This is a genomic window from Streptomyces sp. NPDC059373, assembly GCF_042751495.1.
Lineage (GTDB): Bacteria > Actinomycetota > Actinomycetes > Streptomycetales > Streptomycetaceae > Actinacidiphila.
Map to the genome: position 1 here is coordinate 36,632 of NZ_JBHYXC010000032.1, position 12,342 is coordinate 48,973.

The window sequence follows — 12,342 nt, forward strand, 5'->3', positions numbered from 1 at the left end:
GCTGATGAGCGGCCCGGCTGCCACAATGGGCCCATGACCGGACGCTGGGAGTTCTGGGTCGACCGCGGCGGCACCTTCACCGACATCGTGGGCAGACGGCCCGACGGCCGCCTCGTCACCTGCAAACTGCTGTCCCACGACCCCGAGCGCTACCGCGACGCACCCGTCGCGGGGATCCGCCGGGTGCTCGGGCTCGGCCCCGACGACCCCATCCCGGCCGACTGCATCGCGGCCGTCAAGATGGGCACCACGGTCGCCACCAACGCCCTCCTGGAACGCAAGGGCGAGCCCACCGTCCTGGTGATCACCGAAGGCTTCCGCGACGCCCTGCGCATCGCCTACCAGAACCGGCCGCGCCTCTTCGACCGCCGCATCGTCCTCCCCGAGGCCCTGTACGAGCGGGTCGCCGAGATCCCCGAGCGCCGCGACGCCCACGGCGGCATCGTCCGCCCCCTCGACCTCGACGCCGCCGACGCCGCGCTGCGCGAGGCCCGAGACGCCGGCATCACCAGCGCCGCCATCGTCCTCATGCACGGCTACCGCCACCCCGAGCATGAGCAGGCCCTCGCCGAAACCGCCCGCGACCTCGGCTTCACCCAGATCAGCTGCTCGCACGAGGTCAGCCCGCTCATCAAGCTGATCCCGCGCGGCGACACCACCGTCGTGGACGCCTACCTGTCGCCCATCCTGCGCCGATACGTCGACGAGGTCGCCAAGGAGCTGGACGGCGTCCGGCTGATGTTCATGCAGTCCAACGGCGGCCTGCGCGAGGCCATGCACTTCCGGGGCAAGGACGCCGTGCTGTCGGGGCCCGCCGGGGGAGTGGTCGGCATGGCCCGTACGAGCGAACAGGCCGGCCACGACCGGGTCATCGGCTTCGACATGGGCGGCACCTCCACCGATGTGTCGCACTATGCGGGCGAGTTGGAGCGGGTCTTCGGCACGCAGGTGGCGGGGGTGCGGATGCGCGCCCCGATGATGAACATCCACACCGTCGCGGCCGGCGGCGGCTCCGTCCTGCACTTCGACGGCCAGCGCTACCGCGTCGGCCCCGACTCGGCCGGCGCCGACCCCGGGCCCGCCTGCTACCGGCGCGGCGGCCCGCTCACCGTCACCGACGCCAACGTCATGCTCGGCCGCGTCCAACCCGACCATTTCCCGGCCGTGTTCGGTCCCGGCGGCGACCAACGGCTCGACGCGGCGGTCGTGGCCGAGAAGTTCGCCGAACTGGCCGCGGCCACCGGCGACAGCCGCGGCCCCGAGGAGGTCGCGGCCGGCTTCCTGGAGATCGCCGTCCTCAACATGGCGAACGCCGTCAAGAAGATCTCCGTACAGCGCGGTTACGACGTCACCCGCTACGCCCTCACCAGCTTCGGCGGCGCCGGCGGCCAGCACGCCTGCGCCGTCGCCGACGCGCTGTCCATCGGCACCGTCATCGTCCCGCCGCTGGCCGGGGTGCTCTCGGCGTACGGCATCGGGCTCGCCGACGCCACCGCGATGCGCGAGCGGTCCGTGGAGGCCGAACTCGGCGAAGGCGCCTTGCCGTCGGTGCGCGAGGTGGCCGAAGACCTGGCCGAACAGACCCGCAGCCAGCTCCACGACGACGGCGTGCCCGACGACACGGTCCACACCGTCGCCCGGGTCCATCTCCGCTACGCGGGCACCGACTCCAGTCTGCCCGTGGACCTGGGCAGTGCAGCCGACATGCGGGAGACCTTCGAGCGCGCCCACCGCGGCCGCTACGCCTTCACCATGGACAAGCCGCTCGTCGTCGAGGCCGTCTCCGTCGAGGCCGTGGGCGCCGCCGGACCGCCCGCCCGGCACGAGCTCGAACGGCCGCCGCGCGAGGGCGACCTGAAGCCCGTCGCCGACGTCCGGATGTTCGCCGAGGGCCGCCCGCAGTCCACCGGGCTCTACCTGCGCGACGACCTGCGCCCCGGCGACACCGTCACCGGGCCCGCCATCATCGCCGAGCCCGACGCCACCACCGTCCTCGAACCCGGCTGGCAGGCCGTCGCGGGCGAGCAGGGCCACCTGCTGCTGACTCGCGTCCGTCCCCGCCCGGGCCGGGTCGCGGTCGGCACGGACGTCGACCCGGTCCTGCTGGAGGTCTTCAACAACCTCTTCATGGCCGTCGCCGAGCAGATGGGCGTGACCCTGGAGAACACCGCCCACTCCGTCAACATCAAGGAGCGGCTGGACTTCTCCTGCGCCCTCTTCGACGCCGACGGCAACCTCATCGCCAACGCCCCCCACATCCCCGTACACCTCGGCTCCATGGGCGAGTCCATCAAGGAAGTGCTGCGCCGCAACGCGGACACGATGCGCCCGGGCGACGTCCACGCCATCAACGACCCGTACCACGGCGGCACCCATCTGCCCGATGTGACGGTGGTCAGCCCGGTGTTCGACGAGCGCGGCCACGAGTTGCTCTTCCTGGTCGCCTCACGTGGCCACCACGCCGAGATCGGCGGCCTCACCCCCGGCTCCATGCCCGCCTTCAGCCGTACGATCCACGAAGAAGGCGTCCTCTTCGACAACTGGCTCCTCGTCCGCGACGGCCACATGCGTGAGGAGGAGACCCGCGCCCTCCTCACCGGCGCCCCCTACCCGTCCCGCGACCCCGACTCCAACCTCGCCGACCTGCGCGCCCAGATCGCCGCCAACGAAAAGGGCATCAGCGAACTGCGTCGCATCACCGAGCAGTTCGGTCTCGACGTCGTCCACGCCTACATGCGGCACGTCCAGGACAACGCCGAGGAGTCCGTCCGCCGCATCATCGCCACCCTGGAGGACGGCTCGTACGCGTACGAGACCGACAACGGCGCCGTCATCCATGTCTCCGTGACCGTCGACCGCGAAGCGCGCAGCGCCGTCCTGGACTTCACCGGCACCTCCCCCCAGCAGGACGGCAACTTCAACGCCCCCCAGTCCGTGGTCATGGCCGCCGTCCTCTACGTCTTCCGGACCCTCGTCGCCGACGACATCCCCCTCAACAGCGGCTGCCTCAAGCCCGTCGAAGTCCGCATCCCGGCCGGATCCATGCTGGCCCCCGAGTACCCGGCCGCCACGGTCGCCGGCAATGTCGAGACCTCCCAGGCCGTCACCGGCGCGCTCTACGCCGCCCTCGGCGTCCAGGCGGAGGGCTCCGGCACGATGAACAACGTCACCTTCGGCAACGAACGCGTGCAGTACTACGAGACCGTGGCGAGCGGATCCGGGGCCGGCGCGGACTTCGACGGCGCCGACGCCGTCCAGACCCACATGACCAACTCCCGCCTCACCGACCCCGAAGTCCTCGAATGGCGCTACCCCGTCCGCGTCGACAGCTTCGCCATCCGCGACCCCAGCGGCGGCCCCGGGCGTCACCGCGGCGGTCACGGCGTCGTCCGCCGGCTCCGCTTCCTCGAGCCCATGACCGTCGCCCTCCTCTCCAGCCACCGCCGCGTCCCCCCGTACGGCATGGCGGGCGGCGACCCCGGCGCGCTGGGCGTCAACTCCATTGCCCGCGCCGACGGTTCGGTGACCTCGCTGGGCGGCTGCGACTCGGCCGAGGTCGCCCCCGGTGACGTACTGGTCATCGCCACCCCGGGCGGCGGCGGTTACGGCACGCCCTAAGCTTTCGGCCGTGAGATCTACCTACAACCACGGGATCGACGTCGAGCGCATGCAGGCGTTCGCGGACGCGGTCATAGCCATCGCCATCACGCTGCTCGCCCTGGACATGAAGGTTCCGGAGGGACTCGCCTCGTCGGAACTCGGCCACGCCCTCCGTGAGGCGCTTCCGACGGTTGGCGGTTACCTCCTCAGCTTCGTTGTCATCGGTGTGCTGTGGATCTCCCACCACCGCCTCTTCAGCATGGTCGCGGAGATGGACCGCTGGCTGCTCCGCCTGGACCTCGCTCTGCTCGCCGTCATCGCCGCCCTGCCGTTCCCGACCAAGCTCATCAGCGGATACCAGAGCAGTGCGGTCGCGACGTCGGTGTACGCCGGGACGATCGCCTTGTCCGTTCTGCTGATCGCGATGATGTCCGCCCACCTCCTGCGGCATCCGGCGCTGTGCCGTCCCCATGTGTCCCGCGACCGGATCCTGCTGTCGATTCGCCAGGCGGCGGCGACCGCGGCGGTCTTCACCACTTCGGTGCCGATGACGCTGATCTCGCCCGGAGTGGCGGAGTACTGGTGGATCCTGAGCGCTCCTCTTCAGTACGTCATCGCGCGCCGGACCAGGTCGGCCGACTCCGTCGAGCGGGCCGGAACCGACCAGCCGGACCTGGCCTAACGGCGGCGCACCGGCACGAACCGCACCGGCGTCCCCGGTGCGGCCTGGGCTGCCGCCGCGAGGTCGCGGCCACGCACGACGCCGATCACGGGGTAGCCCCCGGTCGTCGGATGGTCGGCGAGGAAGACGACGGGCCGCCCGTCCGGGGGGGCCTGGACGGCGCCCAGGACCATGCCCTCGCTGGGGAGTTCGTCGTTCCGGGCGCGGCTCAGGGGCGGGCCTTCCGTACGGAGGCCGATGCGGTTGCCGGCGGAGGCCACCCGGTAGGCGCCGATGGCAAGCGTGCGCAGCGCGGCCGGGGTGAACCAGTCGTCCCGTGGCCCGAGCAGAACGCGCAGGACCAGCTCGTCCGGCGGGCCGGGGGCCGGCGCGACGTCGACCGGAGAAGGCGGCCCGGCCACCTCGCCCAGCGGCAGCACTGCGCCGTCCGTGAGGGGCGCCGGGCCAAGCCCGGAGAGCAGGTCGGTGGAACGGCTGCCCAGCACCGGTTCGACGGCGACCCCGCCACCGAAGGCGAGGTAGCTGCGCACCCCGCGCACCACCGCCCCCGCCTCGACCACCGCCCCTGCGGCCACGGCCACCGGGGCACCCCAGGCCACCGGCCGGCCGTCGACCGTGACGGGGCACGGCGCGCCCGTGACGGCGACCGTGGCGGCGCAACGCAGCCGCACCGCACAGCCGTTGAGCGTCGTCTCCAGGACCGCGGCCTCCACGCCGTTGCCGACCAGCCGATTGGCCAGTCGGCTCGCGGGCAGGTCGAGCGCCCCGGAGCCGGGCACACCCAAGTGCGCATGCCCGGGCCGCCCGAGATCCTGCACCGTGGTCAGGGCACCCGCCCGTACGACCACGAAAGCCCGGTCCGTCACCGCACCCCCTCCGCCGTGATGGACACGAACCGCACCGGCGTCCCCGGCGCGAGCAGCGCCGCGGGCTCCCGCGCCGGATCCCAGAGCACGGCATCCGTGGTGCCGATCAACTGCCAGCCGCCGGGGGAGGAGCGCGGATAGACGCCGGTGTACGGTCCCGCCAGGCCGACCGAGCCCGCCGGGACAGCGGTCCTGGGGGTGGCCCTTCGCGGCACGGAATACCGCTCCGGCAGCCCGGTCAGATAGCCGAAGCCGGGGGCGAATCCGCAGAACGCGACCCGGAATCGGGCCGCCGAATGGATGCGCGCCACCTCTTCGACGGACCCCGCGCCCCACAGGTCCGCCACCTCGGCGAGATCGGGCCCGTCGTACCGTACGGGGATCTCGACGGTGTCCAGAAGGGTGGCCGTGGGCGGCGGCACCTTCCACTCCGTGAGTCGTGCGGCGAAGCGGCCCGGGTCGTCGAGTCCGCGGATGAGTACGGTCCGGGCCGCCGGCACGATCTCGCGGACGGCGGGAAGCGTCCCTGCGGTGCGCCGCCGCAGCAACTCGGCGTGGAGTGCCTCGGCTTCCGCCCCTGAGCCGCACTCGATCAGCAGCGCGTCCTCGCCCACCGGCAGCGGCCTCATGCGAAGCTCTCCACCCGTACGCCCGCCGCCTCCAGGGCGGACCGGACCCGGCGGGCGAGTTCGGCGGCCCCGGGGGTGTCGCCGTGCAGGCAGAGCGACCTGGCCTGTACGGCGATCCGCCGGCCGTCGTGCGCGACGACCGAGCCGGTGCCGGCGATGCCCACGGACCGCTGGACCACGGCGTCCGGATCGGTGACCACCGCGCCCTGCTCCCGCCTGGGCACCAGCGTGCCGACGGCGGTGTAGGCGCGGTCGGCGAACGCCTCGGCCACGACGGGCAGTCCGGCCTTCCCGGCGGCCTCCAGCAGCCGGGATCCGGGCAGCCCGAGGACGGGCAGGTCCGCGCCCGCGCCCGCGAGGAGCACGCCGTCGACCACGGCGGCGGCCTGCTCCTCGTCGTGCACGGTGCGGTTGTAGAGCGCGCCGTGCGGTTTGACGTACGACACCCGGGCCCCGGCGGCCCGGGCGAAAACCTCCAGGGCGCCTATCTGGTAGGCGACTTCGGCGGTGAGTTCATCGGGCGGCACGTCCATCGACCGCCGGCCGAAGCCCGCCAGGTCCCGGTAGGAGACCTGGGCGCCGATCTCCACGCCCTTCTCGGCCGCCAGGTCGCAGACGCGGCGCATGGTGGCCGCGTCCCCGGCGTGGAAGCCGCAGGCGACGTTGGCGCTGGTCACGACCGACAGCAGCGCTTCGTCGTCGGTCAGCCGCCAGCGGCCGAAGCCCTCGCCGAGATCGGCGTTGAGGTCGATCAGGGCCTGGGTCATGGTGGTCGTGCTCCTTGCTTTGCTCTGATTTGTGGGGGGCGTTTGGCGGCAACTGCGGCCGGGGCTCGGTGTGCCGGACGGTTACCGCTTTCTCCCTTTTTTGTGGGCTCGGTTCGCCTCCGCTGCGCTCAGTCACTGTCGACAGTCGATCGTGCTCGCTCGCTCGTTCCTCGCGAACTGCGCGCGTTCTCCTTTTCGACAGCGACCGCTCCGCTTCGGCTCACTCGCCCCGTGGGCACCGCAGGTGCCGTGGCGGCCGTCGGCCGTATGGTCGTGATCACCCCGCCACGCGGTACTCCTCGTCGCGTACGTCCGTGACCAGCATGTACCCCGGGGCGTGGGTGATGGCGAAGGGGGGTCGCGAACTCATCACGGCGGCCTGGAGGGTGACGCCGCAGGCCCAGAACATGGGGACGTCGCCGGGTTCGGGGTGGACGGGGTCGCCGAAGTCGGGGTGGGTGAGGGTGCGGATGCCGAGGGCGGAGGGGTCGCCGGTGTGGATGGGGCTGCCGTGGACGTCGGGCATGGTGCCGCTGACGCTGCGGGCGGTGGCGACCAGTTCGGGGGGGACGGGGCGCATGGAGACGACGAGGGGACCGCTGAGGCGTCCGGCGGGGCGGCATTGACGGTTCGTCACGTACATGGGGACGTTGCGGCCCTGTTGGGTGTGGCGTATCGGGACTCCGGCGTCGGCAAGGGCGCTCTCGAAGGTGAAGCTGCATCCGATGAGGAAGGAGACGAGGTCGTCCCGCCAGTGGCCGGTCGCGTCGGTGGGCTCGTCGATGAGTGCGCCGTTCTCCCAGACGCGGTAGCGCGGGAAGTCGGTGCGCAGGTCCGCGCCGGGGGCCAGGGGGGTGGTCCAGGAGCCGGGGTCGGTGAGGTCGAGTACGGGACAGGGCTTGGGGTTGCGCCGGCAGAAGAGCAACACCTCGTCGGCCCAGTCCGCCGGGACGGTGATGAGGTTGGCCTGGGTGTGGCCCGGGGCCCAGCCGGCCGTGGGGACGGAGAGGCCTGCCCGGAAGCGCTCGCGGGCCTGGGAGGGGGTGAAGGCGGTCACAGCAGCTCCTTGCCGCGCGTCTCGGGGAGCCCCAACAGGGCGATGACGGCGATGGCGTAGCCGATGGCGCCGAACACCAGCGCGCCGCCGACGCCCCAGCTGCCGGCCAGGAAGCCGACCAGGGTGGGGAAGAAGGCGCCGACGCCTCGGCCGACGTTGTAGGTGAAGCCCTGCCCGGCGCCGCGTACCGGGGTCGGGTAGAGCTCGCTCAGGAAGGACCCGAAGCCGCTGAAGATGGCCGACATGGAGAAGCCGAGCGGGAAACTCAGCACCAGCAGCAGGCCGTTCGCACCGGACGGCAGATGTGTGTACGCGAGGATGCAGGCGGCCGCCAGGACCGCGAACAGGGCGATGGTCTTCTTGCGGCCCAGGCGGTCGGTGAGGAAGCCGCCGGTCAGATAGCCGGTGAAGGCGCCCGAGATGAGGGTGGTGAGGTAGCCGCCGGTGCCGACCACCGTCAGGCCGCGCTCGGTCTTGAGGTAGGCGGGGAGCCAGGTGGCGAGCGTGTAGTAGCCGCCCTGCACGCCGGTGGCCAGCAGCGAGGCGAAGAACGTGGTCTTGCCGAGCCCCGGCTTGAAGATCTCGGTGAAGGAGCCCTTGGCCGGGCTGGTGAGCCGTTTGGCGGCGGCCTCGGGGGCGTCCTTGACGTTCTTGCGTACGTACAGCACGAGCAGCGCGGGCAGCGCGCCGGTCCAGAACATCACCCTCCAGGCCGTGCCCGGCCCGACCAGCTGGAAGACGACGGTGTTGACGATCACCGCGAGCGCCCAACCCACCGCCCAGGAGCTCTGGATGAAGGCCAGCGTGCGGCCCCGGTGCTTGGCGGAGGCGTACTCGGCGACCAGGATCGCCCCGACCGCCCACTCGCCGCCGAAGCCCAGGCCCTGGAGGCCGCGCAGCACCAGCAGCGAGTCGTAGGTCGGCGCGAAGCCGCACAGCACGGTGAAGACGGCGTACGTGACGACGGTGATCATCAGCGCCCTGACCCGGCCGATGCGGTCGGCCAGCACACCGGCGATCGCACCGCCGACGACGGCGGAGACGACCAGGGTGACGGTGGTGAGCAGCCCGGTCTGGCCGGTGGTCAGTCCGAAGTACGCCGCGATCGCGACCATGCTGAGCGGCAGCGTGAAGAAGTCGTACGAATCCAGGGCATAACCGCCGAACGCGCCGGCGAAGGCGCGTCGGCCGCGCGGGCCGAGGTCGTGGAACCAGGTGAAGGCTCCGGAGTCCTCGTGGGTGTCGTCGGGAGTGGTGCTGGTGACGGGGGGCGTACTCATGGGCACCTCGCAGCGATGGAGGGTGCGGCTCTGGGGACGGGGCGATGCGAGCTTCAAAGTAGGGGATTGTTGAACGATCCTGCAATACCCGTGTTGTTTCGTTCTCGTTTCTGCGATTGACTTTCGGACAACGCACAGCGGCGAGAAGAAGGAAGCAGTGGGCGACCAAGAGGACGTGCTCGACAAGCTCAAGGAAGACAGCGCCCGTCAGGAGCGCACCAGTGTCGCGGAATGGACCGCCCGCGTGCTGCGCGACCGCATCGCCGAGGGGCTCTTCCCGCCCGGCACCCGGCTCTCCGAGGACACCATCGGCGGGGCGCTCAACGTCTCGCGCAACACCCTGCGCGAGGCATTCCGGCTGCTCACCCACGAACGGCTGCTGGTCCACGAGCTCAACCGGGGCGTCTTCGTACGCATCCTGGAGGTCGAGGACCTGGAGGACATCTACCGCGTCCGCCGGCTGATCGAGGGCGCCGCCCTGCGCTCCCTCGGGCAGCCCCCCTACCCGCTGGCCGCCCTGGAACAGGCGGTGGAAGAGGGCCGCAAGGCCGTCGAGGAGAACCGCTGGCGGGACGTGGGCACCGCGAACATCGGCTTCCACCAGGGGATCGTCGCCCTGGCCGGGAGCCCGCGCACGGACGAGCTGATGCGCGGCATTCTGGCCGAACTTCGCCTGGTCTTCCACGTCATGGACGACCCCCGGGCCTTCCACGAGCCCTACGTCGGCCGGAACGGGCAGATACTGCGCACCCTGCAGGCCGGCGACGCGCGCGGCGCCGAGCGGGTCCTCGCCGCCTACCTGGACGACTCGCAGCGCCAGCTCGTCCTCGGCTATGCCGCCAGGCTCGGCTGACCAGGCCGGTACGCGCCGTTTGGGCCGTTGTCGGTGCGACCGCATAACCTGTGCGTCGTGACCGTTACCGTCCCCCACCAGCACAGCAGTGCTGCACGCCTCGCCCCGGGGCCGGCCGCCGACGAGGGTCTGGCCCGCCGGCTCAAGGCCCTGGCCTGCACCGCGCCGTTGCACGACCTCGACGCGCGCAAGGCCAACCTCGCGGGCGAGTACGGGGTGTACGCGATGGCGGAGGTCGCCCTGGCCGCCATCGACCTGGTCACGCTCAACATGGACTTCGACACCGGCGCCGACCACGACCAGATAATCCAGCGCCTCCTCCCGCGGGTCGCCGCCCAGGCCCCCCGCCGCGACACCGCCGAGCACGAACGCGTCGCCCGCTGGGTCCTGGAGAACCTGATCAACGTCGGCAGCGTCGACCGCGGCTTCCGCGCCGTCTACGGCACCTTCGGGCCGGACGGCGCGTACGTCAGGCGGGACTACGACTTCAAGCTCATCGAGGAGGTCGCCGGTCCCGGCGGCAGCATCTACCTGCGTACGACCGACGAAGCCGTCAACGTCCTGGTCGGCGCTCTCGACACCGACGTCACCAGCGCCCAGATCGCCGCCGAGGTCAAGCTCGAGGTCCTCATCAACCGCGGCCGCCTCGCCGACGCCCAGCTCGCCGCCGAGCAGGCCCGCTACCGCACCGTCCAGTACGCCGAGATCCTCCGCCGCACCCTGGAGGCCACCCGGCGCAACGTACGGGCGGTCGACTGGCTGCGTACGGTGCCCGACATGATCGCCGAGGCCCTCGACCACGTCGCCGACCGCTACCGGCACGAGAACGCGATCCTGACCAACATCCGCAAGGCGAGGGACGAGGCCGAGGACCCTGAGCACAAGCGCCGCGCCGCCGAGCTCGTCGACATCGTCAAGGACTGCATCCGCCGCCACACCCAGCTCCAGTCACGCCTGTTGGAAGCCGGCCCCCTCTTCCGCGCCGAACAGGACCGCCAGGCCTTCGCCGCCCCGGCCTCCCGCGCAGGCCTCGACCTCTACGGCCAGCTCGTCGCCCCCGTCCTCCCCCTCCCGGTCGAGCACGCCATCCGTGTGACCGATGCCTTCTTCGCGCGCGGCACGGGGCTGCGTACGCCCGCGTCCGTCCGCATCACCGACCTCGTCGACGGCCTCCTCACCCCGCCCGTCGAACGCGAACACCTCGGCGCCGAAATGCCCGAACCCGACCTCGTCGCCACCCCCGACGACTCCCGCTTCTCCGACGAACAACTCGACTCGGCCCTCGCTCTGCTCGACCTTCCCCACGACGCCCCCCGCCGCCTCTCCGGCCTGCTCGCCGAGGCCCGCCGCACCGACCCCGAACTGCCCTACCTGGTAGCCCTGCTGGCCGTCCACGCCGCCAGCCCCCCGGTCGGCACCGCCTACCGCCAGGGCGAGCAACGGCTGCTGTTCGCCGTCGACGACGGGACGGAGCTGGACGACCCGGAATTCGGCGGCGCGGACCTGATCGTGGGGACGGCGCGGCTGGACCATTCAGCCCGTCCGGCATCTGAGGACTTGGCGGCCCCTCCCAGCCGTCAGGCTGGGGGAGGGTCCGGGGGCAGAGCCCCCGGTTTCGGGAAGGGGCGGGGTGGGGGAGTCCCGCTGGCCCAGCCCACCACCGCCCGCACGACACCGACCGAGGAGCAGCGTCCGTGACCGACTACCGCGAAGCGGAAGCCCCGGCGCAGCCGGACATGCCGTCGGCCGCACAAGGCGGCACCGTCACCCCGGCCGACGCCGCGGACGCCGCGCGGCTCGTCTCCTTCGGCCTCCAACCGAAGCTGCTCCCCGCCCGCGACGCCGAATACGCCGACCTCATCCGCCGCCACCGCGAGGACCCGCCCTTCGCCCGCCTCGCCGACGCCGTCGCCGCAGGCCTCGGCCTGGTCGTCCTCGAGGTGTCCCCCCGGGCCGGCATGGCCGTGGCCGCCGCCGAGGACTCCGTCTTCGCCGTCCGCATGGGCGACTACTCACGCCGCGCCGCCTCCGACGCCGCCGACCGCTTCCTGCACGGCCTGGCCCACCTTGCCACCGCCGCCATGGCCTTCCCCCGCCCCGAGGACCTGGCCGACGACGGCTACGTCGGCCGGATCACGGTCAACGGCATCGACACCTTCGTACGCCAGGCCTGCCGCCGCCTGCAGGAGACCGCGGACGCCAACGGGGAGAACACCGACCCGGCCACCGAGGCCCCCGGCCTGGAAGCCGCCTGGCGGGTCTACATGCGACGCAGCGCCACCGGCGCGACCAAGGACGCCCGCCGCCTCGCCGGGTCGACGACCGGCATCATCGGCAAGGCCGTCGCCTTCCTCGTGGAGTCCGGTTTCCTCCAGCGCACCGGCGACGAGGCCGGAGGCACGTACCGCACCACCGCCCGCTACCAGTTGCAGGTCCGCGACATGGCGGGCAGCGCCGCGATGGCCGAGCTCCTCGAACTCGGCATAGTGCCGGTGACCGACGGTAGCGCGACGCTCCTGCCGCCGGACGACGCCGAGGCACTCGACCTCGCCGCCGACGCCGGCCTGCCCTTCCACTCCTGACGCCCCTGACACTTCTGACGCCCCTG

At 72.1% G+C, this 12,342-nt stretch carries 10 protein-coding genes; 5 read left to right on the plus strand and 5 right to left on the minus strand.

Going from position 1 to position 12,342, the window contains the following annotated elements:
• Positions 1–33: 33 nt before the first annotated feature.
• Both ACFXJ5_RS31235 and ACFXJ5_RS31240 read left to right on the plus strand, forming a co-directional pair.
• Positions 34–3,618: a hydantoinase B/oxoprolinase family protein gene (locus ACFXJ5_RS31235; protein WP_384638454.1), complete on the plus strand. Its 3,585-nt coding sequence runs from the start codon at positions 34–36 to the stop codon at positions 3,616–3,618.
• Between the two features lie 10 nt (positions 3,619–3,628).
• On the plus strand, positions 3,629–4,282 hold the full coding sequence (locus tag ACFXJ5_RS31240; RefSeq protein WP_384638457.1) for a TMEM175 family protein: 654 nt from the start codon (positions 3,629–3,631) through the stop codon (positions 4,280–4,282).
• Here ACFXJ5_RS31240 and ACFXJ5_RS31245 read toward each other — a convergent pair.
• The 5 genes from ACFXJ5_RS31245 to ACFXJ5_RS31265 form a co-directional block, all read right to left on the minus strand.
• Positions 4,279–5,148: a biotin-dependent carboxyltransferase family protein gene (locus tag ACFXJ5_RS31245; protein ID WP_384638460.1), complete on the minus strand. Its 870-nt coding sequence runs from the start codon at positions 5,146–5,148 to the stop codon at positions 4,279–4,281. The genes ACFXJ5_RS31240 and ACFXJ5_RS31245 overlap by 4 nt on opposite strands.
• Positions 5,145–5,777 (minus strand): allophanate hydrolase subunit 1, encoded by a 633-nt coding sequence (locus tag ACFXJ5_RS31250; RefSeq protein WP_384638463.1) that lies wholly within the window; start codon positions 5,775–5,777, stop codon positions 5,145–5,147. Before ACFXJ5_RS31250 ends, ACFXJ5_RS31245 begins: the two co-directional genes overlap by 4 nt.
• The gene (locus tag ACFXJ5_RS31255; protein WP_384638466.1) at positions 5,774–6,544 is read right to left on the minus strand and encodes a LamB/YcsF family protein; all 771 of its coding nucleotides are present in this window, start codon (positions 6,542–6,544) and stop codon (positions 5,774–5,776) included. Before ACFXJ5_RS31255 ends, ACFXJ5_RS31250 begins: the two co-directional genes overlap by 4 nt.
• Positions 6,545–6,821: 277 nt before the next feature.
• Positions 6,822–7,601 carry a putative hydro-lyase gene (locus tag ACFXJ5_RS31260; protein WP_384638468.1) on the minus strand — a complete coding sequence of 260 codons (780 nt, stop codon included), beginning with the start codon at positions 7,599–7,601 and terminating at the stop codon, positions 6,822–6,824.
• Positions 7,598–8,881 (minus strand): MFS transporter, encoded by a 1,284-nt coding sequence (locus ACFXJ5_RS31265; RefSeq protein WP_384638470.1) that lies wholly within the window; start codon positions 8,879–8,881, stop codon positions 7,598–7,600. Before ACFXJ5_RS31265 ends, ACFXJ5_RS31260 begins: the two co-directional genes overlap by 4 nt.
• Positions 8,882–9,038: 157 nt before the next feature.
• Between ACFXJ5_RS31265 and ACFXJ5_RS31270 the strand changes: the two genes are divergently transcribed.
• From ACFXJ5_RS31270 to ACFXJ5_RS31280, 3 genes are read left to right on the plus strand one after another with little or no spacing between them, the layout of a single operon-like run.
• Complete coding sequence (locus ACFXJ5_RS31270) at positions 9,039–9,734, plus strand: GntR family transcriptional regulator (protein WP_384638472.1); 696 nt, start codon at positions 9,039–9,041, stop codon at positions 9,732–9,734.
• Between the two features lie 57 nt (positions 9,735–9,791).
• Positions 9,792–11,432: a hypothetical protein gene (locus ACFXJ5_RS31275; protein ID WP_384638475.1), complete on the plus strand. Its 1,641-nt coding sequence runs from the start codon at positions 9,792–9,794 to the stop codon at positions 11,430–11,432.
• A 38-nt stretch (positions 11,433–11,470) separates the two neighbouring features.
• On the plus strand, positions 11,471–12,316 hold the full coding sequence (locus ACFXJ5_RS31280; protein ID WP_384638544.1) for a hypothetical protein: 846 nt from the start codon (positions 11,471–11,473) through the stop codon (positions 12,314–12,316).
• The last annotated feature ends 26 nt before the right edge of the window (positions 12,317–12,342 follow it).

Coding starts and splice junctions, on each gene's coding strand:
- ACFXJ5_RS31235 (WP_384638454.1), top strand. CDS start 34: ATGACCGGACGCTGGGAGTTCTGGGTCGACCGCGGCGGCACCTTCACC.
- ACFXJ5_RS31250 (WP_384638463.1), bottom strand. CDS start 5,777: ATGAGGCCGCTGCCGGTGGGCGAGGACGCGCTGCTGATCGAGTGCGGC.
- ACFXJ5_RS31255 (WP_384638466.1), bottom strand. CDS start 6,544: ATGACCCAGGCCCTGATCGACCTCAACGCCGATCTCGGCGAGGGCTTC.
- ACFXJ5_RS31265 (WP_384638470.1), bottom strand. CDS start 8,881: ATGAGTACGCCCCCCGTCACCAGCACCACTCCCGACGACACCCACGAG.
- ACFXJ5_RS31280 (WP_384638544.1), top strand. CDS start 11,471: ATGCCGTCGGCCGCACAAGGCGGCACCGTCACCCCGGCCGACGCCGCG.